This is a genomic window from Actinoplanes philippinensis (assembly GCF_900113015.1).
Classification (GTDB): domain Bacteria; phylum Actinomycetota; class Actinomycetes; order Mycobacteriales; family Micromonosporaceae; genus Actinoplanes; species Actinoplanes philippinensis.
The window spans coordinates 65,984-89,709 of sequence record NZ_FONV01000017.1; the positions used below are offsets into that span (position 1 = coordinate 65,984).

Sequence of the window (23,726 nt, forward strand, 5' to 3'; positions counted from 1 at the left end):
GGCAGACTTGAGCGTGTGCCACTCAACTCTAGCGCGACGGAACCACGGTGACAGTCACCACCGGGCAGGGTCTTGAATCGGAAAGAACCCGTAACGTCGGGAGTCGTGTCACTGTCCCGCCGGCTCCTCCCTCTCGGCCTGGTCTTCCTCACCGTCGGCATCGCCACGGCGGTGGTCGGCCCGTTCCTCGGCCTCTTCCTCAGCACCGCCGTCCGGGCCAGTCCGGTCCAGGTCACCTTCTTCCTGGTGACCGCCTCACTCTCGGGCGTGGCCATGTCCTGGGCGATCGGCCGGATCTCGGACCGGCGGCCGATGCGGCGCACGATCCTGATCGTCGCCGCGCTCGCCGGCTGCGCCGGAAGCGGTCTCACCGCGGTGGTCCGCGACTTCTGGGTGCTTCTCGCGCTCACCGCGACGGCCACGGCGATCGCCGGATCCCTCTTCCCCCAATCCTTCGCGTACGCACGACAGGTGCTCCAGCAGGACGATCCCAGCCGGGCCGCCATGGGCATCAGCACGCTGCGCACCGTCTTCTCGATCGCCTGGGTCGGCGGCCCGTCCCTGGCGGCGTTCCTGCTGGAGGCCGGCGACTTCCAGTACGTCTACGGCGCGGCGGCCGTGTTGTACCTGGTGGCAGCCCTGCTCGCGGCACGATGGCTGCCCGAGGTCGAGGCGCCGGCCGCGCCCCGGGAGGGTGAGACCGTCTCGACCCGGGCGCCGTGGCAGGTCTACCCGATCCTCGCCGGGTTCGTGCTGCTCCAGACCTCCATGGTGCTCGGCGTCCAGGCGATGCCGCTGTATCTCAGCACCGAGCTGGGCGGCTCGGTGGGCGACGCCGGCCTGATTCTCGGCATCTGCGCCGCGCTGGAGATCCCGCTGATGCTGGGCTTCGGCAAACTCTCCACCCGGATGCCGCTACGCCGGATCATCCTGTTCGGGGCCGTCTGCGGTGTCGCCTACCAGGCCCTGGCGACCGCGGCGTCGTCGGTCTGGATGCTGGCCGCCGCCCAGATCCTCAACGCGATCCTGATCGCCGCCGCCTCCGGCCTGGGCATCTCCTACTTCCAGGACATGATGCCCCGTTTCCCGGGCCGCGCGTCGACGATGTTCTCCAACACGTTCCCGCTCGGCCAGATCCTGTCGGCCCCGCTCTTCGGGCTGGCCCAGGAGTACGGCTTCCGTCTGGCGTACAGCCTGAACCTGGTGTTGTCAGTCCTCGGCCTGATCCTGCTCGTGACTGTCCGGCCACGCGCGGGCGAGGACGGAGAAGCCCGGGTGACAACGGACGCAACCGCCGCCGATCCGGGCTGATCAGCGATCCGTTCTCCGCTCAGGAGGGCAGGCCGGTGCCGAAGTTCGACTCGGCCGAGGCGCCACCCGGAAAGTCTGCCCCGGAGAAGAAGTACCCGTTCGGGCGCGCCGCGCCGCCGACCGCTCCGGGCAGCACGACGACCGCGCCCTCCGAGGCGTAGGTGACCTTCTCGCCCCAGGAGGTGGCGAGAGAAACTCGGGCGAGGATACGATCCCGTAGCGTCGTAACGAGAGGATCATCGCAGGATTCCCGGTGTCGAGCGAAGGATCTTTCACCCCACTACTGTGAGATCGTGCGCGTACGGGTGGAACAGACTCCGCTGCCGGGAATCGGCGTCCGCCATGACCTGGTGACCTCATCGGGCCGGACGGTCGGGGTGGTGTCGCATCGCAACGGGCGGCGCGATCTCGTGCTGTACGACGTGGACGACCCCGACTCCAGCCTGGCGTCGATCCCGCTCACCGACGACGAGGCGGAGGCCCTGGCCGACGTGCTCGGCGCGTCGCTGATGCTGGGTCAGCTCGCCGGTCTGCGCCAGCAGGCGGCCGGCCTGCTGACCGAGCAGATCGCGCTCCCGGCCGGCTCCCCGTTCGTGGGCCGGCGCCTCGGTGACACCCAGGCGCGTAGCCGTACGACGTCCTCGATCGTGGCCGTGCTCCGCGACCGGGAGGTGATCGCCTCCCCGGGCCCGGAGTTCCGCTTCGAGGCGAACGACGTGGTGGTGGCGGTCGGCACCCGGCACGGCCTGGACGGTGTCACCGCCATCCTGGCCGGCGACGACGACGGCTGAGCGCGGTGGAGCACCACACGACGATCCTGCTCATCGAGATCGGCGCGCTGCTGTTCGGCCTCGGGATGCTCGGGCGCCTGGGCCGTCGCTTCGGTCTCTCCCCGATCCCGCTCTATCTGCTGGCCGGCCTCGCGTTCGGCCAGGGCGGCCTGGTCTCGCTCCGGGCCAGCACGGAGTTCACCGCGGTCGGCGCCCAGATCGGCGTGGTCCTGCTGCTGGTGATGCTGGGCCTGGAGTATTCGGCCGACGAGCTGGTCGGCAACCTGCGCTCGGCAGCCCCGGCCGGCCTGATCGACATGCTGCTCAACGCCCTGCCCGGCGCCGCGTTCGCGCTGCTGCTCGGCTGGGACTGGAAGGCCGCACTGGTGCTGGCCGGCATCACCTGGGTGTCGTCGTCCGGCGTGATCGCGAAGGTGCTCGGCGACCTGGGCCGGGTCGGTAACCGGGAGACCCCGGTGATCCTCTCGGTGCTGGTCATCGAGGACCTGGCGATGGCCTTCTACCTGCCGGTGGTCACCGCCGTGCTGGCCGGTCTCGGTCTGGCGAGCGGCCTCAGCACGCTGAGCGTCGCGGTGGTCACGGTGGTCGCGGTCCTCGTCGTGGCGATTCGGTACGGCGGGGAGATCAGCCGGTTCATGTCGGTAAAGGATCCCGAGGCCCTGCTGCTGAGCGTGCTCGGGCTGACGCTGTTCATCGCCGGGGTGGCCGGTGAGCTGAAGGTCTCCGAGGCGGTCGGGGCGTTCCTGGTCGGCATCGCGATCTCCGGCCCGGTGGCGCACCACGCCACCCAGATGCTCACCCCGCTGCGGGACCTCTTCGCCGCGGTGTTCTTCGTCTTTTTCGGACTCTCCACCAACCCCGCCGACATCCCGCCGGTGCTGCTGCCGGCGCTCGGGCTGGCCGTGCTGACCATGCTGACGAAGGTGCTGACCGGCTACCTGGCGGCCCGTCGGGCGGGGATCGCGCTGCCCGGCCGGGTCCGGGCCGGGCTGGCGCTGATGCCACGTGGTGAGTTCTCCGTCGTCATCGCCGGTCTCGCGGTCGCCTACGGGGTGGATTCCCGGCTCGCCCCGCTGGCCACGGCGTATGTGCTGATCACCGTGGTGACCGGTCCGCTGCTGGCCCGGCTGCCCGACTACGCCTGGTTCAAGGAGATCATCAGGAAGCGGATGGCGGCTCAGCGGGCAGCTCAAAAGCCCCTGCCATCCATGGAGTGACCTGCGTCTCCATTCAGGAAGCCCAAAGTTACTGTCCAGTATCTGAATGTGAAGCCTTGACACTTCCGTCGGTCGACTTCGCACGCTACCGTTGCGCGGCGACGACTCTGAGTATTGGGACGTTCGCCACTATGGCCGGCGAGTGACGCTTGCCGTATGCGGACGGTTGAGTGAGGCGGCGACGTGAGCGTGCGTGAAGCTACATTCCTCGGTTTCGGCAACCCGGTCGACCCTCGACCCGACGAGTTGCAGACCTGGGCATACAACCCTGAGTCGGTTCCGCTGAGCACCATGCCGAAGGACTGGGATCTGCTGATCTCCGGCGACGTGCTCGGCCCGACGCTGTTCGAGCTGGCCATGGACCGGCAGTGCCCGGCCCGGCGATTCGCGCAGCACTGCATGTACATCTACGCCGCGGACGGTCTGCGGCAGAACGCGAGCGGGCAGCGCAAGCGCCGGCTCAAGAAGTACGTGGAGCGCGCGGAGGAGGTCGGCGACGAGCCGATGCAGATCTGGGCGCACAACTGCCGGGTCCTGATGACCCGGCCGGAGCTCTTCGACCACCACGACTGGATGGAGGGCGGCCTGGTGCGTTACCCGCGCCGGCTGGGCCTGTTCAACCGCCGCTGAGTGCGGAGAGTATTCACACAACTACTACAAGCAGTGACGGCGGCTCCCGAGGGGGCCGCCGTCACTCATTTGTCCGGAGAGCGCCGTGGGCGCCACACCACCAGAGCCGTCGAGGGCCTCTGCTGGCGGACCAGATCACGGCTCCCGTACGGATTGGTCATCGCCTCCACCTGAGCCATCCGGGTGTACGCCGACTCGAGCTCCTGCTCCAGCTCGGCCACCCGGTGCTGCAGGTCGCTGACCAGCTGCTCCAGCCCGATGATGCGCTTGATGCCGGCCAGGTTGACGCCGTCCTCCTGGCTCAGCCGCTGCACCTCACGGAGCAACGCCACATCACGCTCGCTGTAGCGCCGGCCGCCACCACCGGCCCGGCCCGGCTGCACCAGCCCGAGCCGGTCGTACTGCCGGAGGGTCTGCGGGTGCATCCCGGCGAGCCGTGCGGCCACCGAGATGATCAAAACCTTCGCGTCGGAGGCCTGTTCCATCGAGATGCTGATCTCTTCATACATGTGCCACCTCCCGGGAGGGTCCTAACCGGCAGCCCGGCGCAAGCGGGCCTCGATCCGATCCCGCGCCGGCGGCGGGGTCAACTTCGTGAACTTCTCCAGGAGATCCCGGGCCTCGCCGGTCACTCCCGCCGGGATCTGCACGTCCACGGTGACGATCAGGTCGCCGGCCTGGCCCTCCTTGCGAACCACGCCCTTGCCGCGGGCCCGCAGTTTCCGGCCGCCCGGCGTGCCCGGTGGCACCCGCAGGGTGACCGGACCGTCCAGGGTGGGCACCTTCAGGTCGGCGCCCAGCACCGCCTCGGCGAAACTGATCGGAACCGTGAGCGTCAGGTCGTCGCCGCTGCGCCCGAACAGGTCGTCGGGCCGCACCTTGACCTGCACATACAGGTCGCCGGCCGGGCCACCGCGGTCACCCGGCTCGCCCCGGCCGCTGAGCCGGATCCGCTGGCCGTCGGCCACCCCCGCCGGGAACCGGACGTTGATCGTGCGGGTCTTGGTGACCCCGCCACTGCCCCGGCACTCCGGGCACTTCTCGTCCACGATGCTGCCCGAGCCCTGACAGTCACGGCACGGCTCGGAGAAGCTGAACGAACCCTGGTTGCTGGAGATCAGGCCGGTGCCGTGGCACTTCGGACAGGACCGGGGAGTGGTGCCCGGCTTGGCGCCGCTGCCGTGGCAGGTGTCGCAGGCCCCGGGCGTACGCAAGGTCAACGGCAGCGTCGTGCCCCGAACCGCCTGGGCGAAGTCGAGGGTCACCTCGGTCTCCACGTCACGCCCGCGCTGCGGACCACGCCGTGCCGCCGCCGGACCCGCGCCCGGCTGCCCGCCGGAGAAGATCGAGCTGAAGATGTCGGAGAAACCGCTGCCCCCGAACCGCCGGTCGGCGCCCGGCCCACCGGCGCCGCCGGAGAAGCCGCCGAACAGGTCGGACGGGTCGAACTGGGTGCCGCCGCCGCCCCGCGCCCCACGCCGGAACGCGCCCGAGCCGAACAGCGAGCGCATCTCGTCGTACTCTTTGCGCTTCTTGTCGTCGGCGAGTACGTCGTACGCCTCGGAAGCGGCCTTGAACTTCTCCTCCGCCTCCTTGTTGTCCGGATTGCGGTCGGGGTGCAGATCGCGGGCGAGTTTCCGGTACGCCTTCTTGATCTCGTCGGGGGAGGCGGACCGGTTCACGCCGAGCACGGCGTAGAAGTCCTTCTCGAGCCAGTCCTTCGAGCTCATTCAGTCCACCTCCTCGACTTTTCGGCGACGTCCCGCCCACCGGAGACCGGCGGGCGGGACACAGTCACTGATTTCACTCCGGATCGGCGACGGCGACCAGAGCCGGGCGCAGCAGCCGCTCGCCCAGTGTGTAACCCCGGCGCATCACCTCGACGCAGGTCGGCTCGTCGACGTCCGCGGACGTCTGGTGCGCGACCGCCTCGTGCCGGTTCGGGTCGAAGGGGTCGCCCTTCTCCCCGAAGGCCACCAGGCCGAGCTTGCCGGTCACCGCGGTGAGCTGCTCCGCCACCGAGGCGAACGGCCCGACCAGGTCACCGTGCTCACGGGCCCGGTCGATGTCGTCCAGGACCGGAAGCAGGTCGGTGAGGACCTTGCCGGTGGTCTGCTCGGCCGCGGCGCCCCGGTCACGGTCGACCCGCTTGCGGTAGTTGGCGTACTCCGCCGACACCCGCTGCAGGTCGTGGGTCCGCTCCTCCAGCTCGCCGCGCAACGCCTCCAGCTCGGCGCCGAGACCGGGCTTGGCCGCCTCCTCGGCGGCCGGCGCCACGTCCTCGTCCTCCTCGCGGGCGCGGTGGGCGCCGGCCGGCTTCGGCGACTTCTTCTTCGCCGGCTCCTCAGCGGAGGTCGCCTCGGCCGCCGAGTCGACCTCGTCCTGGATGACGTCCCGCTCGGCCGCCGGACCGTCGATCTCGTCGTCCTTGGCACTCACTTCTTGTCGTCCTCCACGATCTCGGCGTCGACCACGTCGTCACCACCGGCCGCCGGGCCGGTCGAACCGGCGCCCGCGCCCGGGGCGCCACCCGCGGCGGCCTGCGGGGCCTCACCCTGCGAGTAGAGCAGCGAGCCGGCCTCCTGGGAGACCTGCGACAGCCGCTCGTGGGCCGACTTGATCTTCTCGATGTCGGTGCCGCCGAGGGCGCCACGCAGCTCGCCGAGCGCCTCGCCGATCTTGTTCTTGCTGTCCTCGGGGAGCTTGTCGCCGCTCTCCGCCAGGAACTTCTCGGTCTGCCACTGGAGCTGCTCGGCCAGGTTGCGGGTCTCCGCGTCCTCCCGGCGCTTCTTGTCGTCGTCCGCGTGCTCCTGCGCGTCGCGCATCATGCGCTCGATGTCGTCCTTCGGCAGCGCGGAGCCACCGGTGATCGTCATCTTCTGCTCCTTGCCCGTGCCCAGGTCCTTGGCGGACACGTGCACGATGCCGTTCGCGTCGATGTCGAAGGAGACCTCGATCTGCGGGACGCCGCGGGGCGCCGGGGCGATGCCGCTGAGCTCGAAGGTGCCGAGCTTCTTGTTGTTCGCCGCCATCTCGCGCTCGCCCTGGTAGACCTGGATCAGCACGGAGGGCTGGTTGTCGTCAGCCGTGGTGTAGACCTCGGAGCGGTGCGCCGGGATGGTGGTGTTGCGCTCCACCAGCTTGTGCATGATGCCGCCCTTGGTCTCGATGCCGAGGGACAGCGGGGTGACGTCGAGGAGCAGGACGTCCTTGACCTCGCCCTTGAGCACACCGGCCTGGAGCGCGGCGCCGACGGCCACGACCTCGTCCGGGTTGACGCCCTTGTTCGGCTCGCGGCCGATCAGGCTCTGCACCAGCTCGGTGACGGCCGGCATACGGGTCGAGCCGCCGACCAGGATGACGTGGTCGATGTCGGAGAGCTTGACGTCGGCGTCCTTGATGGCCGCCTCGAACGGACCCTTGCAGCGGTCCAGCAGGTCCTGCGTCATCCGCTGGAACTCGGCGCGGCTCAGCGACGTGTCCAGGTGCAGCGGGCCGTTCGCCCCCGCGGTGATGTAGGGCAGGTTGATGCTGGTCGTCGTCGCGGCGGACAGCTCGATCTTGGCCTTCTCGGCCGCCTCGCGCAGACGCTGCAGCGCCATCTTGTCCTGGGAGAGGTCGATGCCGTGCTCGCCACGGAAGCTCTTCACCAGGTGGTCGATGATCCGCTGGTCCCAGTCGTCGCCGCCCAGGTGGTTGTCGCCGGAGGTCGACTTGACCTCGATGACGCCGTCGCCCAGCTCGAGCAGCGAGACGTCGAAGGTGCCGCCGCCGAGGTCGAAGACCAGGACGGTCTGCTCCTTGGAGCCCTTGTCCAGACCGTACGCCAGAGCGGCGGCGGTCGGCTCGTTCACGATCCGCAGGACGTTGAGGCCCGCGATCTCGCCCGCCTCCTTGGTGGCGGTGCGCTGCGCGTCGTTGAAGTACGCCGGAACGGTGATCACCGCGTCGGTGATCTGCTCGCCCAGGTACGCCTCGGCGTCACGCTTGAGCTTCATCAGCACCCGCGCGGAGATCTCCTGCGGGGTGTACTGCTTACCGTCGATGTCCATCGACCAGTTGGTGCCGATCTCCCGCTTGACCGAGCGGATGGTCCGGTCGGGGTTCGTCACCGCCTGACGCTTGGCGACCTCACCGACGAGCACCTCGCCGTTGCGGGCGAAGGCGACGATCGACGGAGTCGTCCGGGAGCCCTCCGCGTTGGCGATGACGGTGGGCTCGCCTCCTTCCAGAACGCTGACGCAGGAGTTCGTGGTGCCGAGGTCGATGCCGACCGCACGTGCCATGGTGTTCCTCGCTTTTCACAGCTTGGGTTCGCGTACGAAGGTTGAGTGGAACAGACTCAATGATGCCACGGCGACGCACATCGTCAAATCGAAGTTGAGCCCCTCGGGCGCAAGCCGGTGACACCAGGAGCACCGGCACATACCTGTCAGGTCACGGCATACCGGGACCCTGTTGTCCTGGATGCATCGATCGTGCACGCTTTACCGGTGACGACGCACGGAGACGCGGTCGGTCCGTCGGCCCTGTCCGCCGTCCCCGCCCAGCCCAGTGAGAAGGACCAGGTCAGCGTGGCCACAGGTGGCCCACCAGAGCGTACGGGGGCGAGCCCGATCCGTCCGGAAAACCACGGAAACCGCCCTGAACCGGTCGAAGCCCCTCCGGCGGTCGGCCGATTGGCGACGGCCCTGAGCCGCTTACGGGCGGCGCTCGGCGCGGTCTCGTACCCCCTGGTTCTTCCCTCCGCGGAGGAGGCACGGCGAGTCGGCTCGGCCCTGACCGCCCAGCTCGACGACTATCTGCTCCCCCGGCTGGCCCGCCTCGACGCCCCGCTCCTGGTGGTCGTCGGCGGGTCCACCGGCGCGGGCAAGTCGACGCTGGTCAACAGCCTGGTCCAGGCGCCGGTGAGCACGGCCGGCGTGCTGCGGCCGACCACCAGATCGCCGGTGCTGGTTACCCACCCCGACGACGTGCAGTGGTTCGGGCGCGGCGGGTTGCTGCCCGGCCTGACCCGTACCGGGCAGCCCAGCACCGCGCACGACGCCCTGCAGGTGGTGGCCACCCCGACGATCGGTCCCGGACTGGCCCTGCTGGACGCACCGGACGTCGACTCGGTGGTGGACGAGAACCGGAAGCTCGCGGCCCAGCTGCTGGCCGCCGCCGATCTGTGGCTCTTCGTCACCACCGCCGCCCGGTACGCCGACGCCGTCCCGTGGGAGCTGCTCACCACGGCACGCCTGCGCGGCACGGTGATCGCCCTGGTCCTGGACCGGGTGCCGGTCGACGCGGCCGCCGAGATCGCCGCGCACCTGGGCGAGATGCTGACCGCCAACGACCTCGGCTCGGCGCCGCTCTTCGTCCTGCCCGAGACCGAATTGGATCAGCGCGGCCTGCTCCCGGACGCGGCGATCGGCCCGATGCGGATCTGGTTCGCCCAGCTGGCACACGACGCCGGCGCCCGCGGCACGGTGGTCCGGCAAACCCTGGACGGTGCGCTCGGCGCCCTGACCCCCGCGCTCAACGGGCTCGCCGAGGCCGCCGACGAGCAGGTCCGGACCGCACACGCGCTGGACGAGCGGGTCGAGTCGGCCTACCGCAACGCTCACCACGTCATCGAGGAGGGCCTGCGCGACGGCCGGCTGCTCCGGGGCGAGGTGCTGGCCCGCTGGCAGGAGTACGTGGGGACCGGCGATCTGGTCCGCAATCTGGAGTCCCGGGTCGGCCACCTGCGTGACCGGCTGTTCGCGGCGCTCAGCGGCCGGACCACCCCGGCGCAGAACCTGCGGGTGGCGCTCGAGTCCCAGCTGGTCACCCTGTTGCGGGGAGTGGCGACGGACGCGGCCGAGCAGGCGTACGCCGCCTGGCAGGCCCACCCGGCCGGCGCCGCCCTGCTCGCGCCGAACCTGCAGCACGCCTCCGCCGACCTGCCGGAACGCGCCGACCGCCTGATCCGCGACTGGCAGCAGTGGGTGCTCGAACTGGTCCGCACCGAGGCGTCGGACAAGCGCGCCGTGGCCCGGGGCGCCGCCTACGCGGTGAACGGGGCCGGGCTCGCCGTCATGATCGCGGTCTTCACCGCCACCGCTTTCATCCCGACCGGGCTGGAGGTGGCAGCCGGGGCCGGCAGCGCGGTCGCCGCCCAGAAGGTGCTCGAAGCCGTCTTCGGCGACCAGGCCATCCGCAACCTCGCCGGCCGGGCCCGGACCGAACTGCTCGACCGGGTGGAGAAACTGCTCGCCGCCGAGGCCGCCCGTTTCACCGAGCGGACCTCGACGGCACGCCTCGAAACGACGCATGGCACGCTTCTGCGCCAGACCGCCGCCGAGGTGGAGAACGCCAGGAAGGAATTCGCTTTGACCGGGTCCGGGTCATGAACTTGGTACAGAAGACGCGCGACGAGTCCGTCGACGCGGAGTCGCTGGCCCGGCGGCTGGAGGCGCTGGCCCGATTCCTGCGGGTCGCCGACCCGTACCTGCCGGACGGTGAGCTGGTGGCCGCGCACACGCTGGTCGAACGGGCCAGCGGCCGGCTCACCCTCTCTCTGGAGCACACCGTGGTGGCGCTCGCCGGCAGCACCGGCAGCGGCAAGTCCAGCCTGTTCAACGCGCTGGCCCGGTTCAAGCTGTCGCCGGTCGGGGTGCGACGGCCGACCACCGGCACCGCGCACGCCGTGGTCTGGGGCCCGCTGGAGCCGGCGAACCGGCTGCTCGACTGGATCGGGGTGCTGCCCCGGCAGCGGTTCGTCCGGGAGAGCGCTCTGGACGGCGACGACGAGGCCACCCTGCGCGGGCTGATCCTGCTCGACCTGCCCGACTTCGACTCGATCGAGCGCGCGCACCAGCTCGAGGTGGACCGGCTGCTCGGCCTGGTCGACCAGATCGTCTGGGTGGTCGACCCGCAGAAGTACGGCGACCGCGTCCTGCACCGTGCCTACCTGTCCCAGTTCAGCACGCACGCCGGCGTCACCATCGTGGTCCTCAACCAGGCCGACCGGCTCACCCCCGGCGACACCGAGGTGGTCCGCAACGACCTGGTCCGGCTCCTCGAAGAGGACGGGCTCACCGGCGCCCCGGTGATCGCCACCTCGGCCAAGCAGCCGGGCATGCTCAGCGACCTGCGGTCGGCGCTGGAGTCCACGGTCGCCAACCGGCAGGCCGCGCTGCGCCGGCTCGCCGCCGACCTGGACGTGGTCGGTGACGAGCTGGGCGCCATGATCGGGCCGCCGGCCGCCGAGGACGAGGTGGACCGGGCGACAGTGCGGCAGCTGAGCGACGCGCTCGCCGACTCGGCCGGGGTGCCGGCTGTGGCCGACTCCACCGCTGCGGCGTACCGCCATCGGGCCGCGGCGGCGACCGGCTGGCCGCTGGTTCGGGGACTGCGTCGGCTGCGGCCGGATCCCCTGCGCAAGCTGCATCTCGCCGAGCCGGTCAAGACGGACTCGGTGTCGACGGATGTCGTACCGCGTACCTCCGTGCCGGAGGCCGACGCCGCGCAGAAGTCGGCGGTGAGCCTGACCGTCCGCGCGGTCGCGGCCCGCGCGGCGGCGCCGTTGCCCGAGGTGTGGTCGCCGGCGCTGAACAGCGCGGCCCGTTCCAAGGCGGCCGACCTGCCGGACGCGCTGGACCGGGCGGTGGCCCAGACCGACCTCGGCCTGGAGAAGCCACCGGCCTGGTGGCGGGGCGTCGGCATCCTCCAGTGGGTGCTGCTGGCGACCGCGACGGCCGGCCTCAGCTGGCTGATCCTGGGGTACGCGCTGGTCGCCCTCGGCCTGCCCGAGGTCGACGGCCCGACCGTCGGCGTCGTCCCGCTGCCCACGCTGCTGCTGCTCAGCGGCCTGGTCGGCGGTCTGCTGCTGTGGCTGCTGCTGAAGCCGGTCATCGAGGCGGGTGCACGTCGAGCCCGGCGCCGGGCCGAGCTGCGGCTGCGGGCCGCGGTCACCGAGGTGGGCCGGGGGTACGTGGTGGCGCCGGTGCGTGAGGTCCTGAACGCCTACGCCCAGGCACGGGAAGCCCTCAGCATCGTCCGAGCGGAGTAGTCCGGTGGGTGCCGCGGGCGTAGGCTCGCGGCATGCCCGCACCCCGGACGGTCTACGACGCCGTGCTGCAAGCAGCCCGTGACGTCAACAAACTGGGCTGCGCGCTCGATGCCGAGATGCTCGGCACCGCTCTGCTCGGCAGCGTCTACGCGGTCGCGGCCGACGATCGGGCCGCAGCCGTCCGCGACTTCGTGGGCCGGTTCCTGACCGCCACCGTCGACCCGGACACCCCCGCCACCGCGACGATCCGCGAGGTCTTCGCCACCCTGGTGCCCGACGCCGACGGCGCGGCCGAGGTCGGCCACGCCACGCAGGCGCCGTCGTGGGCCACGCAGCTCGGCCGGGTCCGGCCCACCGGTTGCTGGGCCTACGGTGATGTGTATGGCGACCAGACCTCCTACCTGGTCACCTTCGCCTACGAGGACAGTTCCGACGGCGGGCCGGAGCACGCCGTGGTGGCCCTCGTCGACCACAACATCGGCATCACCAAGGACGTCTTCGTGGCGACCTCGGCGACGCCCCTGCTCGCCCAGGTGCGGGAGATCTGCGACGCCGACGAGCTGACCTGGTTCCGCAGCGAGGACCCCGGCCGGCTGCGCGACGAGGTGGGCCGTCACCTGCAGGTCACCGACGAGCTGAGCGACCTGCCGTCGGACGGGTCACTGGCCACCGACCGGGCGCTCGCCTCGGCCCGGCTGGCCCTGCTGCCGGCCGTGACGACGCCGCCGCTCACCGAGCCGGCTGGCCCGACCGGTAACGACCTGGTCCGTGACTTCCTGGCCTCGCCCGAGGCGGCCCGCTACGAGTTGCCGGCCGGCGCCGGGGCCGCCGCCGACGTCGCGTCCATGGATTTCTGCCTCAGCCTGGTGCTCGACCACGCCGCGAGCCTGCCCGGCGGTGACCCGTTGCGCTGGAGCCCCGCGGTGGCCGGGCTGTTCCTGCTCGACTGGGTGCACCGGCGGGCCGTGCTGGACCTCGACGACGCCGCCATGATGCCCCGCGTGGTCCGGGCCTGGTCGGCGTATTCGACGGGCCGGCGCAACCTGCCGGCGGCCGCGGTCCGGGAGACCGAGGAGGCGCTCGAGGAGCTGATCCCGGAGTTCGCCCGGCTCTACACGACCGGCGAGCGGCGCAGCCCGGCGACCGCGGCGGTGGCGCAGCTCATCTCCGAGGGCGTCGACCCGAGCGACACCGCCGCCATCGACGCCTGGCTGGAAGCCAACCGAGACGACTGACCCCACCCGCCGCTGACGACCACCCCGTCGTTCCGGTATGGCTCTCCCGGTGTCTCAGCCGTCGTGAGACACCGGTGACGGTCGTACCGGGGTCAGCGGCGGTTGATGTAGTGGGCGTCGGGGTTGGGGTCGGCGTGGTGGCGGCCCACTCGGGTGCTGCGGTCGTAGGAGGCGGCTCGCTCGTCCGGGTAGTTGGTGTGCTCGGCTCGGTGCATGCCTCGGTAGGGGCGGTTCGAGAGCCGGCTCTCCTCCGAGTTCGCGTCGGTGAGCAGGCGACGGACCATGTTGAGGTTGCCGTCGGTGTGGCTCTGCTCGAGGATCCGGGACGGACGGATGTTGTACGGGCGCTCGGCCACTGCAGACCTCCGGCTGTGTCGGGACCGATCCGCGGACCGGCGATCGTGAACGGTGGAGCGGTCGTGCCGGGGCGGATCTCCGGACGCGCGCTGGGCGGCGCGGCCGGAATGCCACCGGCTGGAGCGTTCATGCGCGGGGGTGGCCTTCTCACAGACAGGTTTCCCCGGTTCATCCGGTTTATGCGGTTCATCAGAGTTACCGGAATTATCGCGATCATTGTCAGTCGGTGAACGCGATTCATCAGGAATGTCCGGAAGATCAGGCACGGTGGGAAAGTCGGTGGGCAGGACCGGCTCCGGAAGCGCGTCCTCCTCCGGGACGAGCGGGAGATCCGGCACCTGCGGAATCGGACTCCGCCTCGGCGGATGTGGACCCCGCGACGCATGCGGCACATCTCGTCCCGTATTCGGTACGTCTCGTCCCGCATGCGGCGGCGCGTCCTGCGGTATCCCCCGCCGGGCACGTGGCCGGTCATCCGGCTGACCGCCGGCACCGGCCGTGACATGCGGAGGCTCTACGGCATCACGCCTGGCGGACACCCGCGCCGGCGGCGAAGAGGGTCGGGGAGAGGCGTCAACCGGACGCGAGGAAGCACCGGCCCGATGCGCGGAGTCACCGGTCGAACCCGAAGACGCGCCGGGCCGATCCGGAGAAGCGCCGCCGGGCCGATTGGCAGAGGCGCCGGGCCGGGCCGGAGACGTGCCGGTCGACCCGGGGGACCCACTGGGCCGGCGCGGAGAGATGCGGGCCGGGCGGGGAGAGGCGGCGTCGGCGGGGCCCGGGGAGGTGGAGGGTGCGGGGCCGCCGGTTTGCGGGGGCTGGATCGGGCCGGCCATGGCGCTCGGGGTGGTGACGGCGCTCGGGGAGGAGGGCGGCAGCGGGCTTTCGCCGTACCCCTGAGTGGTCTTGATCGGTGGGGACGGCGTGCCGGGAGCCGGCGGAAGCGGTGCCGGACGCACCGGTCCGGTCTCGGGTGGCGGCAGGAACGGCACGTCCATGGCGCCGGGCCGATCGTCTCCGGTGATCTCGCTGGACCCGGTGGTGAGGATGGCGAGGGTGGGCAGCGAGGCGAGGCCGACGAGCATCGCCACGACGAGCACGTAGCGCCGGGTCGGGCCGGAGAAGCCCAGGTCTTCGCGGTACACCCCGTTGAGTCGCTTGCGCAGCACTTTGAGGGGCCGCGCGAAGTCGTCGTCTCCGGGCAGGTGCGGCACGCGAAGCTCCTCCAGACGCAAATCGAACGACAGACCGGACCGAACAGCGGCCGGACCGAGTGGGGACGGGCCGGGCGACGGACGGGCCGGACGACGAGCGGATCGATGGGCAGATGGAATCCGAACGCCGGACGGGACCGGAACGAAAAGATCAACTTGGATCCGTTCCGGTCATTGGGGATGAACGACGGCACGGACGGGAAGGAGCGGCATGAAAGGGGTATTAGTACCGAAGTGACTAGACAAAACCGTATAAAAAAGACAAATGCCCAGGCAAGAAATCTGGATTCGTGATCCACGCAGCCTGTAACGGTGGTCACTCTCTCTGTCAGGATGGGGACGACGGCACTGTCGCTGTCGCCATCCGCCGACAAGCGGGGCCGCGGCGGCCGTCCCGGCTGTGAGCCGGTGTTCGCCGCGCGGCAACCCACACCCGGGCCAGGCGCGGCACCCGAGAGGTTCAGCCGCGTGGCCGGGAGACACCCGCCGCGGGCGCACGAGACAACAGGAGACACGGATGGCGAAAGGCGAGAGCGTGGCCGGGACCGACATCCCGCCCGGCGGCTTCGTCCAACTGCTGACCCCCGACGGCGAGCGCATCGACAGCGTCACCACCGCTGACGGGACGACGTATTCCGTCGACTTCACCGACGAGGAGTTCCGCGAGCTCTACCGGGATCTGGTCACCGTCCGCCGCCTCGACAGCGAGGCGGTCGCCCTGCAGAGACAGGGTGAGCTGGGCATCTGGGCCAGCCTGCTGGGCCAGGAGGCGGCTCAGGTGGGCTCCGGGCGGGCGCTGCGCCCGCAGGACATGGCGTTCCCCACCTATCGCGAGCACGGCGTCCTCTACTGTCGCGGGATCGACCCGATCATGCCGTTCGGCCTGTTCCGGGGCGTGGACCAGGGCGGCTGGGACGCGAACGAGTTCAAGTTCAACCAGTACACGATCGTCATCGGCTCGCAGACGCTGCACGCCACCGGCTACGCCATGGGCGTCACCATGGACGGCAGGACCGGCTCGGCCGACGGCGAGGCCGTGATCGCCTACTTCGGTGACGGCGCGACCAGTCAGGGCGAGGTCAACGAGGCGTTCGTCTGGTCCGGGGTGTTCAACTCCCCGATCGTGTTCTTCTGCCAGAACAACCAGTACGCGATCTCCGAGCCCCTGGAGCGGCAGACCCGTGTCCCGCTCTACCAGCGGGCCGGCGGCTACGGTTTCCCGGGCATCCGGGTGGACGGCAACGACGTGCTGGCCACCTACGCGGTGACGCGGGCGGCGCTGGACAACGCTCGCAACGGCCAGGGCCCGACGCTGATCGAGGCGTACACGTACCGGATGGGCGCGCACACCAGCTCGGACGACCCGACCCGCTACCGCATCTCCAGCGAGGTCGAGTCGTGGAAGGCGAAGGACCCGATCAGCCGGTTGCGGGCCTTCCTGACCAAGCAGAAGATCGCCAAGAAGGACTTCTTCGCCCAGGTCGACGAGGACGCCAACCGGAAGGCGCTGGACCTGCGGGAGCGGGTGCTGGCGATGCCCGACCCCGAACCCGTGGCACTTTTTGATCACGTGTATCCCCACGGTTCGCCGGAAGTCGACGCGCAGCGTGCAGCGTTCACCGAGTACCAGGCGTCCTTCGAGGGGAGTGGGCACTGATGATCACCCTGGGCAAAGCTCTCAACCACGGCCTGCGCCGCGCACTGGAGGACGACCCCAAGGTCGTGATCATGGGAGAGGACGTCGGCAAGCTCGGCGGCGTCTTCCGGATCACCGACGGCCTGCAGAAGGACTTCGGCGAGAACCGGGTCATCGACACGCCGCTGGCCGAGGCCGGCATCGTCGGGACCGCGGTCGGCCTGGCCATCCGCGGGTTCCGGCCGGTCTGCGAGATCCAGTTCGACGGGTTCGTCTTCCCGGCGTACAACCAGATCGTCGCCCAGGTGGCGAAGATGCACTACCGGTCCAAGGGCAAGCTCCGGCTGCCGATCACGATCCGGATCCCCTACGGCGGCGGCATCGGCGCGGTCGAGCACCACTCCGAGTCGCCCGAGGCGTACTTCGCGCACACCCCCGGTCTCAAGGTCGTGACCTGCTCGAACCCGGTCGACGCGTACACGATGATCCAGCAGGCGATCGCCTCCGACGACCCGGTGATCTTCTTCGAACCGAAGCGGCGGTACTGGGAGAAGGGCGAGGTCGACCTGGACGCGCCGCTCAGCGGGGCGTTCCCGCTGCACTCGGCACGGGTGGTGCGGCCGGGAGGCGACGCGACGCTTCTCGCGTACGGCCCGATGGTGCGGGTGGCGCTCGACGCCGCCTCCGCCGCCGCCGAGGACGGCCGCGAACTCGAGGTGATCGACGTCCGCTCGCTCTCCCCGATCGACTACCCGGTGATCTTCGAGTCGGTCCGCCGGACCGGCCGCGCCGTCGTCGTCCACGAGGCGCCCGGCAACGTGGGCCTGGGCGCCGAGATCGCCGCCCGGATCACCGAGGAGTGCTTCTACTCACTCGAAGCGCCGGTGCTACGGGTGACCGGATACGACATCCCCTACCCGGCCGCGCGGATCGAGGAGGAATACCTCCCCGACCTGGACCGGGTGCTGGACGCCGTCGACCGCTCCTTCGGCTGGTGACCGCGATGTCCCGGATCAAGGAGTTCAACCTGCCCGACCTCGGCGAGGGTCTGACCGAGGGCGAGATCCTGGCCTGGCTGGTCAAGGTCGGCGACACCATCGAGCTCAACCAGCCGATCGTCGAGGTGGAGACCGCGAAGGCGGCCGTCGAGATCCCGGCGAAATGGGGCGGCGTCGTCACCCGGATCTTCCACGAGGCCGGCGCGGTGGTCGAGGTCGGCCGGCCGATCATCGCCATCGACACCGACCCGACCGCCGGGCCCGCCGGCACCTCACCCGAGGGCGAGACCGAGGCCGGCCTCATCGGAGGACCGGCGCCCGGCGGGCGTACAGCGGTGCTTGTCGGTTACGGCCCGAAGACCACGACGGCGAAAAGACGACCCCGCAGCGGTACGGCCACCGCTCCCACAACCGCGGCCACGCCAACCCCGCCTCCGGCGGCTGCCGCGGTCGTCGTGGCCGCACCGGTGGAGCCGGCTCCCGTGGCGCCGCCCGTCCGGACCGGGCCGGTGCTCGCCAAGCCGCCGGTCCGGAAGCTCGCCCGTGATCTCGGCGTGGACCTCGCCGGTGTCAACGGGACGGGGCCGCTGGGGTCGGTGACGCGGGACGACGTACAACTGGCGGCTTCGACGTCTCGGACGCGGACCGAGACCGTCCCGGCGCCCTCGGTCTCGGACGGCTCCCGCGAGCAGCGCATCCCGATCAAGGGGGTGCGGAAGCTGACCGCGGCGAACATGGTCGCGTCGGCGTTCACCGCGCCGCACGTCACCGAGTTCCTCACGGTGGACGTGACCCGTTCGATGAAGGCGCTGGAGAAGCTGAAGGCGCGGCCCGAGTTCGCCGACGCCCGGGTGTCGCCGCTGCTGCTGGTGGCGAAGGCGGTGCTCCTGGCGGCGAAACGGCACCCGATGGTCAACTCGTCGTGGTCGGGCGAGACCGGGGAGATCGTGGTCAAGGACTACGTGAACCTCGGGATCGCGGCGGCGACCGAGCGCGGCCTGATCGTCCCGAACATCAAGGACGCCGGCCGTCTCAGCCTGCGGGAGCTCGCCGTGGCCCTCGACACGCTGGTGAAGGTCGCCAAGTCCGGGAAGACGCCGCCGTCGGACATGGCCGGGGGCACGCTCTCGATCACGAACGTGGGCGTCTTCGGCATCGACACCGGCACGCCGATCCTGCCTCCGGGCGAGTCGGCGATCCTGGCCTTCGGTGTGATCCGGCCGACGCCGTGGGTGCACAAGGGAAAGATCAAGGTGCGCCAGGTCACCACGCTCGGGCTCTCCTTCGACCATCGGATCATCGATGGCGAGCTGGGCTCGAAGTTCCTGCGTGACGTGGGTGCGTTCCTGACCGACCCGGAGGCCACTCTGCTGAGTTGGACCTAAGGACCTTCGGTTCCGTCCGGCAGATGACTTTCGATCCTTAGGTACATGACCCAGCTCACCCCCTAATTCCCTGGCCGCGGACCCGTTGTCGTCGGATACTTGAGTCGACAACGGGACGCGCGCCGAGGGGGTCCGCCACAAGCGGTCCGGCGACGCTCGTCAGAGCCAGACCCGCCACCGCGGGGGAAGTGAGCAGTGCAATGAACATGATCGACCGCATTCGCCGGCACCGGATGATCAGCCGCCAGAACCGTGCCATCGAGCGCGCGATGCAGTCGGCGCCCACGCAGGCCATGCGCGACGAGATCGCCGTGATCGCCCAGCGCCGCTGGACCAACTGAGGCAGTCCGCCTCCTCGCACACGACGTCGCAGCCCGTCCGGATCACCCGGGCGGGCTGTTTCGCATCCATCCGGCGATCTGGCCGGTTTCTTTCACGTTTGTCCGTGGATCAGGTCCCCAGCGCTCCCCGTCACCCGGATACTCCCTCGTCGCGTCTCGACTCGGCCTCGAAGATCGGCAGGAGGTCCCCAAGGGGCGTACACCGGGATTCCTCCCGCCGCGCCCGCCCGGTACCGTGGGCACGGTCCCCGAACCGGCACGGCCGGTCGGCGAGGGAGACCGGGGCCACCCGGGCAGCGACAACGCCCGCGGTCCCAGCACGGCCAGGCCGGAAAGCTGGCACGACCCCTGGCGGAAGGTCGTCGGTGGAGTCGCGTCCGTGCAAAGCTGGCACGGCCGCATCGATGAGGAGGCGCGTATGACGTCCGAGGGGCAGCACGCCGGTCAGCCGGCCGAGGCCACGTCGGGCGGACCCACGTCGGGCGGGTTCCCGCCCGACCCCGACGCACAGCGGATCGCCGGCCGGGCATCGGCCCAGCCACCCGCTGAGGGCTTCCCCAACTCCTACGGACCACCGCCGACCACCGCGCCCGGTGGCGGCTCGCCGTTCGTCGTGCCCGCCGTGTCCACCTTCGGCGCCGGCTCCGGCCAGGGTGGCACCAACTACGGCTCGGCCCGTGTGCCGCAGCCCGAGGCGTCGCCGTATGGTTCGGTCGCGCCGTCGCCCGATCCGTATGGGCAGCCTGGCACGCCACCGCCGCCGTATGGTTCGGCCCCCTCCGCTCCGGCCTCGGGCGCCGCGTCCGTCCCGGCCTCCGGCGCGGCTCCCGCGCCGCTCGACGCCGGCTGGGCTCCGCCCGGCAGCGCCACGCCGGGCTCCGACCCGCAGTCCAGCAGCGCCGGTCTCCCGCAGCAATCCGGCGGCGCTGGTCTCCCGCAGCAGTCCAGCAGCGCTGGTCTCCCGCAGCAGTCCGGCGGCGCTGGTCTCCCGCAGCAGTCCGGCGGCGCCGGTTTCCCGCCGCCGCCTGGGCACGCCGCAGCAGCCCCGCCCGCGTCCGGCCCGGAGGCATCCGGCGGCCGGCTCACCCCGAGCGGGCTGCCCACACGGACTCCCGGCGCCTCCGCGCCCGAGGACGGTGGCCTCGGCCGTTCGTTCTCCGCCTTCGGCGACCAGCCGGTCCGGGTGCCCGGCGCCAGCCTCTCCGACCTGCCGGACAACTCGGCGCCCGGCGCGTTCAGCACCGGCCCGGCGCAGAACAGCTGGATGCAGAACGTCCGCACCCCCGAGCCCCCCGCCGACGGCGCTCCTCCCGCTCCGGCCAGCACCAGCTTCCCGTCCCGGCGCGGCGAGGGCGGCGGCTTCCCGCTGCGCGCCCCGGCCGGGCCCGGCACCGAGTCACCCTCCGGCAGCCAGCCGAGCCTCGACCTGCCGGTTCGGGGGCAGCAGCCGTTCAGCGGTTTCTCGTCCCCGGCCGACAACCAGCCGTTCGGCAGCCCCGGCGGCCCAGGCACGTCCGGCAGCTCGGGTGCGCCCGGCGGCTCGAGTGCGCCCGGTAGCCTCGGTGGCCCAGGCGGCCCCAGCAGTTCTGGCGGGTCCGCCGGCTCCTTCCCGCCCCCGGCTGACAATCCGCCCTTCGGTGTCTCCACGGCTGGTGGATCGTTCCCGGCCGGCGACAACTCGCCGTTCGGCACCCCTCCCGGCGGATCCTTCCCCGCCGGAGACAACTCGCCGTTCGGCAGTCCCGCGCCCGGTGGGTCCTTCCCGCCGCCCGCCGACTCGCCTTTCGGTAGCCCCTCCCCGAACGGATCCTTCCCGGCCGGGGACAATTCGCCCTTCGGCGGTGCTGCCCTTGGCGGTTCCCCTCACGGCAGCACTTCCCCCGGCGGATCTGCCCCTAGCGGGTCTTTCCCAGCCACCGACAACTCGCCGTTCGGTAATTCCCCCAGCGGGTCCTTCCCCGCCGGAGACAACTCGCGTTTCGGTGGTTCCGCGCCCGGTGGGTCCGTCCCGGCGCCCGCTGACAACTCGCCGTTCGGCGGGCCGGCCTCGTCCGGGGCCTTCCCGCCGCCCGCTGACAACTCGCCGTTCGGCGGGCCGGCCTCGTCCGGGGGTTCCGGGGCCTTCCCGGCGCCCGGTGACAAGCCTGCTTTCGGCGCCTCGGGTGACCGTCGCGAGCCGTTCGCGCCGGAGGCCTCCGCCACCCCGCGCGACGGTGGCGAACCGCAGCTGTCCGCCGCCGGGTATCCGCAGCGTGTGCCCGGTGCGGCGCTCTCCACGGGTGGCGCCCTGCCCCCGTCCGCCTCGGCCGACGAACCGCAGGGCGGCGCCGCGGTCCCGCAGCCTCGTGACCCGGCGAAGAAGCCCGCGGTCGGCTCGGCCCGACCGGTCACCGCCAGCGCGTCGGTCCCGGGCGTCCGGGTCACCCCGGCCGAGGCCGCCGAGCTCCCCCCGCAGTCCAACGCGGCACCGCAGGCCCGCGTCTACGGCCGTCCGGCCGCCGCCCCGGCGGACAACTCCGACGAGCCTTCGACCACCGACGAGTCCCCGTCCGGCGCTTTCGGCACCTCGCCGTCCAGCGGTTCCCCGTCGCCGTCCGGTGGCTTCGGCGGCTCGCAGTTCGGCGGACAGCCCGGCGCTCTGCCTCAGCGCGGCGGGGGTGATTCGGCTTCGCCGTTCGCCCCGAGCCAGCCGAACGGTCTGCCGCAGCGCGACGAGAGCCCGTCCGGTGGTTTCGCCCCGGCCCCGACCTCGCCGTTCGGCGGCCCCTACGGCAGTTCCTCCCCGCAGGGTGCCCCGCTCAGCGGGCCGCCGCAGCAGGGCGGCGCGTTCGGCGGTTCCCCGCAGTCGGGCGACCCGTTCGGCAGGCCGTCCCCGCAGGGCGATGCTTTCGTCGGCCCGTCGCAGCAGGGCGGTTCTCCACAGTCGAACGACCCGTTCGGGGCGCCGTCTCAGCAGAGCGACCCCTTCGGTGGGCCGTCCCAGCAAGGTGGTCCCTCGCAGCAGGGCGACCCCTTCGGTGGGCCGTCCCAGCAGGGTGATGGTTTCGGTGGCCCCACGCAGTTCGGCGGTTCCGGCCGTCCGGGTGAGCCGCTCGGTGGGCGTTCCTCGGCGGGCGACAGCCCGTCCGGCAGCTTCCCGCCCGCACCGACCTCGCCGTACGGCGGCCCGCAGGGCGACAGCCCGTCGGGCGGCTTCCCGCCCGCACCGACCTCGCCGTTCGGTGGGCCGCAGGGCGACAACGCGTCCAGCGGCTCGGCTTCCCCCTATGGCACCCCGCGGGGAGACGGCCCGTCCGGCGGTTTCCCGTCGGCGTCCTCCGCGCCCTACGGCACACCGCAGGGCGACAACACCTACGGCACGCCACAGGGCGACAACACCTACGGAGCACCGCAGGGGGACAGCCCTTCCGGCGGCTTCCCGCCCGCTCCCACGTCGCCGTTCGGCGGCCCGCCGTCCGGTGGGTTCGGCCTTCCGCAGCGAGGCGCCGACGACCGTGGGTCCTCCGCGGAGGAGTCGCCATCGGGCGGTTTCCCGCCGCCGTCGACGGCGTTCGGCGCTGCGGCCCCGTTCTCGGGCACACCCTCCAACGATGATCGTTTCCAGCCACCGTCCGGCGACGGCGGCGCGGCCAGCCTCAGCGCTCCGGGAGGTCCGGGCGCTCCCGGTGTCGCCCCGCAGTCGCCGGCCCGGGCCACCGCCCGCGCCACGGCCAGCGCACGGGTCGCTCCGCCGGAGACGCCGCCGGGTGGCGGTTCGCCGTTTGCGATGCCGGGCTCTCCGCAGTTCCCGGGTGGTGACGCGCGGGGTGGCCAGTTCCCGGGTCCCGACGCTGCGGGCGCCTCGCCGTTCCCGGGGGGTGGGCCGGCGATGCCGGGTTCGCCGCAGTTCCCGGGTCAGTTCGGTGCTCCGGGCGACCCGTCCGGCCCGCCGTACAGCGAGTTCACCACGGATGTCGCCGGTCGCGGCGCCGGGCCGGGTGGCTTCCCGGACCAGTACAACGAGCACACCACCGATGTGTCCGGCCGGGGTAACTCGTCGCCGTACGTCCCGGCTCCGGCTCTGCCTCCGATGCCGGGTGAGCAGCCCGGCGGCGGGGTGTATCCGAGCAGCCCGGCGGCTCGTGCCACGGTGACCCCGCCCGGTCCGGAGGACACCACGAGCTGGCCCGGCCCGGCCGACGAGCAGGGCAAGTTCGACCAGTTCAAGGCCGACCCGCCGGCGCCGGCTCCGGCTCCGTCGGGGAAGGTGAACGTCCGTACGATCCCGGTGGCCCTGGCCGTCGTGCTGGGTGCGGCGCTGCTGCTGAGCCTGGTCTTCGGGCTGGTCTACCTGATCTCGGGTGACGACTTCAGCGTGGCCCAGGGTGACTGTGTCCGGCGGGAGGGCACCACTCCGGTGGTGGCGGCCTGCACCGAGCCGGACACGTTCCAGGTGGTGTCGATCGTGACGGTCAAGGAGCAGTGCGGCGACGTGTCCCAGCCGTACATCGTGGTCCCGAAGGATGACGGTGACCAGGTGCTCTGCCTGAAGAAGAACGGCTGATCGACGTTTTCGTGAACGGCCTCACCGGTT

General features: G+C 71.4%; 18 protein-coding genes. 13 read left to right on the forward strand and 5 right to left on the reverse strand.

The genetic code is table 11. From position 1 onward, the window contains the following. Positions 1-105: 105 nt before the first annotated feature. The 5 genes from BM290_RS37530 (at position 106) to BM290_RS37545 (ending at position 3,949) form a co-directional block, all read left to right on the forward strand. On the forward strand, positions 106-1,311 hold the full coding sequence (locus tag BM290_RS37530) for a sugar efflux transporter (RefSeq protein ID WP_093620716.1): 1,206 nt from the start codon (positions 106-108) through the stop codon (positions 1,309-1,311). Between the two features lie 35 nt (positions 1,312-1,346). After that, complete coding sequence (locus tag BM290_RS50860) at positions 1,347-1,472, forward strand: hypothetical protein (protein ID WP_275413313.1); 126 nt, start codon at positions 1,347-1,349, stop codon at positions 1,470-1,472. Between the two features lie 132 nt (positions 1,473-1,604). After that, positions 1,605-2,102 carry a cation:proton antiporter regulatory subunit gene (locus tag BM290_RS37535; protein WP_093620717.1) on the forward strand — a complete coding sequence of 166 codons (498 nt, stop codon included), beginning with the start codon at positions 1,605-1,607 and terminating at the stop codon, positions 2,100-2,102. Positions 2,103-2,167: 65 nt separating this feature from the next. Continuing rightward, positions 2,168-3,319, forward strand: coding sequence for a cation:proton antiporter (locus BM290_RS37540; RefSeq protein WP_239143897.1), 1,152 nt, complete (start codon positions 2,168-2,170; stop codon positions 3,317-3,319). A gap of 183 nt (positions 3,320-3,502) precedes the next feature. Beyond that, positions 3,503-3,949, forward strand: coding sequence for a hypothetical protein (locus BM290_RS37545; protein ID WP_093620719.1), 447 nt, complete (start codon positions 3,503-3,505; stop codon positions 3,947-3,949). Between the two features lie 65 nt (positions 3,950-4,014). Here the strand turns inward: BM290_RS37545 and BM290_RS37550 are convergent, their stop codons facing one another. From BM290_RS37550 to dnaK, 4 genes are all read right to left on the reverse strand, one after another. Further along, positions 4,015-4,458, reverse strand: a complete 444-nt coding sequence (locus tag BM290_RS37550; protein ID WP_093620720.1) for a heat shock protein transcriptional repressor HspR — start codon at positions 4,456-4,458, stop codon at positions 4,015-4,017. Between the two features lie 21 nt (positions 4,459-4,479). After that, complete coding sequence (dnaJ, locus tag BM290_RS37555; protein ID WP_093620721.1) at positions 4,480-5,679, reverse strand: molecular chaperone DnaJ; 1,200 nt, start codon at positions 5,677-5,679, stop codon at positions 4,480-4,482. 73 nt (positions 5,680-5,752) lie between these two features. Then, on the reverse strand, positions 5,753-6,388 hold the full coding sequence (gene grpE / locus BM290_RS37560) for a nucleotide exchange factor GrpE (protein ID WP_093620722.1): 636 nt from the start codon (positions 6,386-6,388) through the stop codon (positions 5,753-5,755). After that, entirely contained in the window at positions 6,385-8,235 is a 1,851-nt protein-coding gene (gene dnaK, locus BM290_RS37565) for a molecular chaperone DnaK (RefSeq protein ID WP_093620723.1), read from the reverse strand. Before dnaK ends, grpE begins: the two co-directional genes overlap by 4 nt. A 207-nt stretch (positions 8,236-8,442) precedes the next feature. Here dnaK and BM290_RS37570 point away from each other — a divergent pair, with 207 nt between their 5' ends. From BM290_RS37570 to BM290_RS37580, 3 genes are read left to right on the forward strand one after another with little or no spacing between them, the layout of a single operon-like run. Then, positions 8,443-10,326: an ABC transporter gene (locus BM290_RS37570; RefSeq protein ID WP_373871113.1), complete on the forward strand. Its 1,884-nt coding sequence runs from the start codon at positions 8,443-8,445 to the stop codon at positions 10,324-10,326. Further along, positions 10,323-11,987: a GTPase gene (locus BM290_RS37575; protein ID WP_093620724.1), complete on the forward strand. Its 1,665-nt coding sequence runs from the start codon at positions 10,323-10,325 to the stop codon at positions 11,985-11,987. The genes BM290_RS37570 and BM290_RS37575 overlap by 4 nt, the downstream gene beginning before the upstream one ends. Before the next feature lie 32 nt (positions 11,988-12,019). Then, complete coding sequence (locus tag BM290_RS37580) at positions 12,020-13,222, forward strand: hypothetical protein (RefSeq protein WP_093620725.1); 1,203 nt, start codon at positions 12,020-12,022, stop codon at positions 13,220-13,222. 92 nt (positions 13,223-13,314) lie between these two features. Here the strand turns inward: BM290_RS37580 and BM290_RS37585 are convergent, their stop codons facing one another. Continuing rightward, entirely contained in the window at positions 13,315-13,578 is a 264-nt protein-coding gene (locus BM290_RS37585; RefSeq protein ID WP_093620726.1) for a hypothetical protein, read from the reverse strand. 1,732 nt (positions 13,579-15,310) lie between these two features. On the opposite strand from BM290_RS37585, the gene pdhA reads away from it, so the two are divergent. The 5 genes from pdhA to BM290_RS37610 all read left to right on the forward strand — a co-directional run bounded on the left by pdhA (position 15,311) and on the right by BM290_RS37610 (position 23,696). Further along, positions 15,311-16,450 (forward strand): pyruvate dehydrogenase (acetyl-transferring) E1 component subunit alpha, encoded by a 1,140-nt coding sequence (gene pdhA / locus BM290_RS37595; protein ID WP_093620728.1) that lies wholly within the window; start codon positions 15,311-15,313, stop codon positions 16,448-16,450. Next, a complete protein-coding gene (locus BM290_RS37600) occupies positions 16,450-17,427 on the forward strand; it encodes an alpha-ketoacid dehydrogenase subunit beta (RefSeq protein ID WP_093620729.1) in 978 nt (325 codons plus the stop codon). Before pdhA ends, BM290_RS37600 begins: the two co-directional genes overlap by 1 nt. 5 nt (positions 17,428-17,432) lie before the next feature. Continuing rightward, the gene (locus tag BM290_RS37605; protein WP_093620823.1) at positions 17,433-18,812 is read left to right on the forward strand and encodes a dihydrolipoamide acetyltransferase family protein; all 1,380 of its coding nucleotides are present in this window, start codon (positions 17,433-17,435) and stop codon (positions 18,810-18,812) included. A gap of 200 nt (positions 18,813-19,012) precedes the next feature. Further along, positions 19,013-19,153, forward strand: a complete 141-nt coding sequence (locus tag BM290_RS48770) for a hypothetical protein (RefSeq protein WP_177320061.1) — start codon at positions 19,013-19,015, stop codon at positions 19,151-19,153. A gap of 418 nt (positions 19,154-19,571) precedes the next feature. Continuing rightward, positions 19,572-23,696: an LppU/SCO3897 family protein gene (locus tag BM290_RS37610; protein WP_093620730.1), complete on the forward strand. Its 4,125-nt coding sequence runs from the start codon at positions 19,572-19,574 to the stop codon at positions 23,694-23,696. Positions 23,697-23,726: the final 30 nt, after the last annotated feature.

Coding starts and splice junctions, on each gene's coding strand:
- BM290_RS37575 (WP_093620724.1), top strand. CDS start 10,323: ATGAACTTGGTACAGAAGACGCGCGACGAGTCCGTCGACGCGGAGTCG.
- BM290_RS37600 (WP_093620729.1), top strand. CDS start 16,450: ATGATCACCCTGGGCAAAGCTCTCAACCACGGCCTGCGCCGCGCACTG.
- BM290_RS37605 (WP_093620823.1), top strand. CDS start 17,433: ATGTCCCGGATCAAGGAGTTCAACCTGCCCGACCTCGGCGAGGGTCTG.
- dnaK (WP_093620723.1), bottom strand. CDS start 8,235: ATGGCACGTGCGGTCGGCATCGACCTCGGCACCACGAACTCCTGCGTC.
- BM290_RS48770 (WP_177320061.1), top strand. CDS start 19,013: ATGAACATGATCGACCGCATTCGCCGGCACCGGATGATCAGCCGCCAG.
- BM290_RS37610 (WP_093620730.1), top strand. CDS start 19,572: ATGACGTCCGAGGGGCAGCACGCCGGTCAGCCGGCCGAGGCCACGTCG.
- BM290_RS37580 (WP_093620725.1), top strand. CDS start 12,020: ATGCCCGCACCCCGGACGGTCTACGACGCCGTGCTGCAAGCAGCCCGT.
- BM290_RS37540 (WP_239143897.1), top strand. CDS start 2,168: ATGCTCGGGCGCCTGGGCCGTCGCTTCGGTCTCTCCCCGATCCCGCTC.
- BM290_RS37550 (WP_093620720.1), bottom strand. CDS start 4,458: ATGTATGAAGAGATCAGCATCTCGATGGAACAGGCCTCCGACGCGAAG.
- pdhA (WP_093620728.1), top strand. CDS start 15,311: ATGGCGAAAGGCGAGAGCGTGGCCGGGACCGACATCCCGCCCGGCGGC.
- dnaJ (WP_093620721.1), bottom strand. CDS start 5,679: ATGAGCTCGAAGGACTGGCTCGAGAAGGACTTCTACGCCGTGCTCGGC.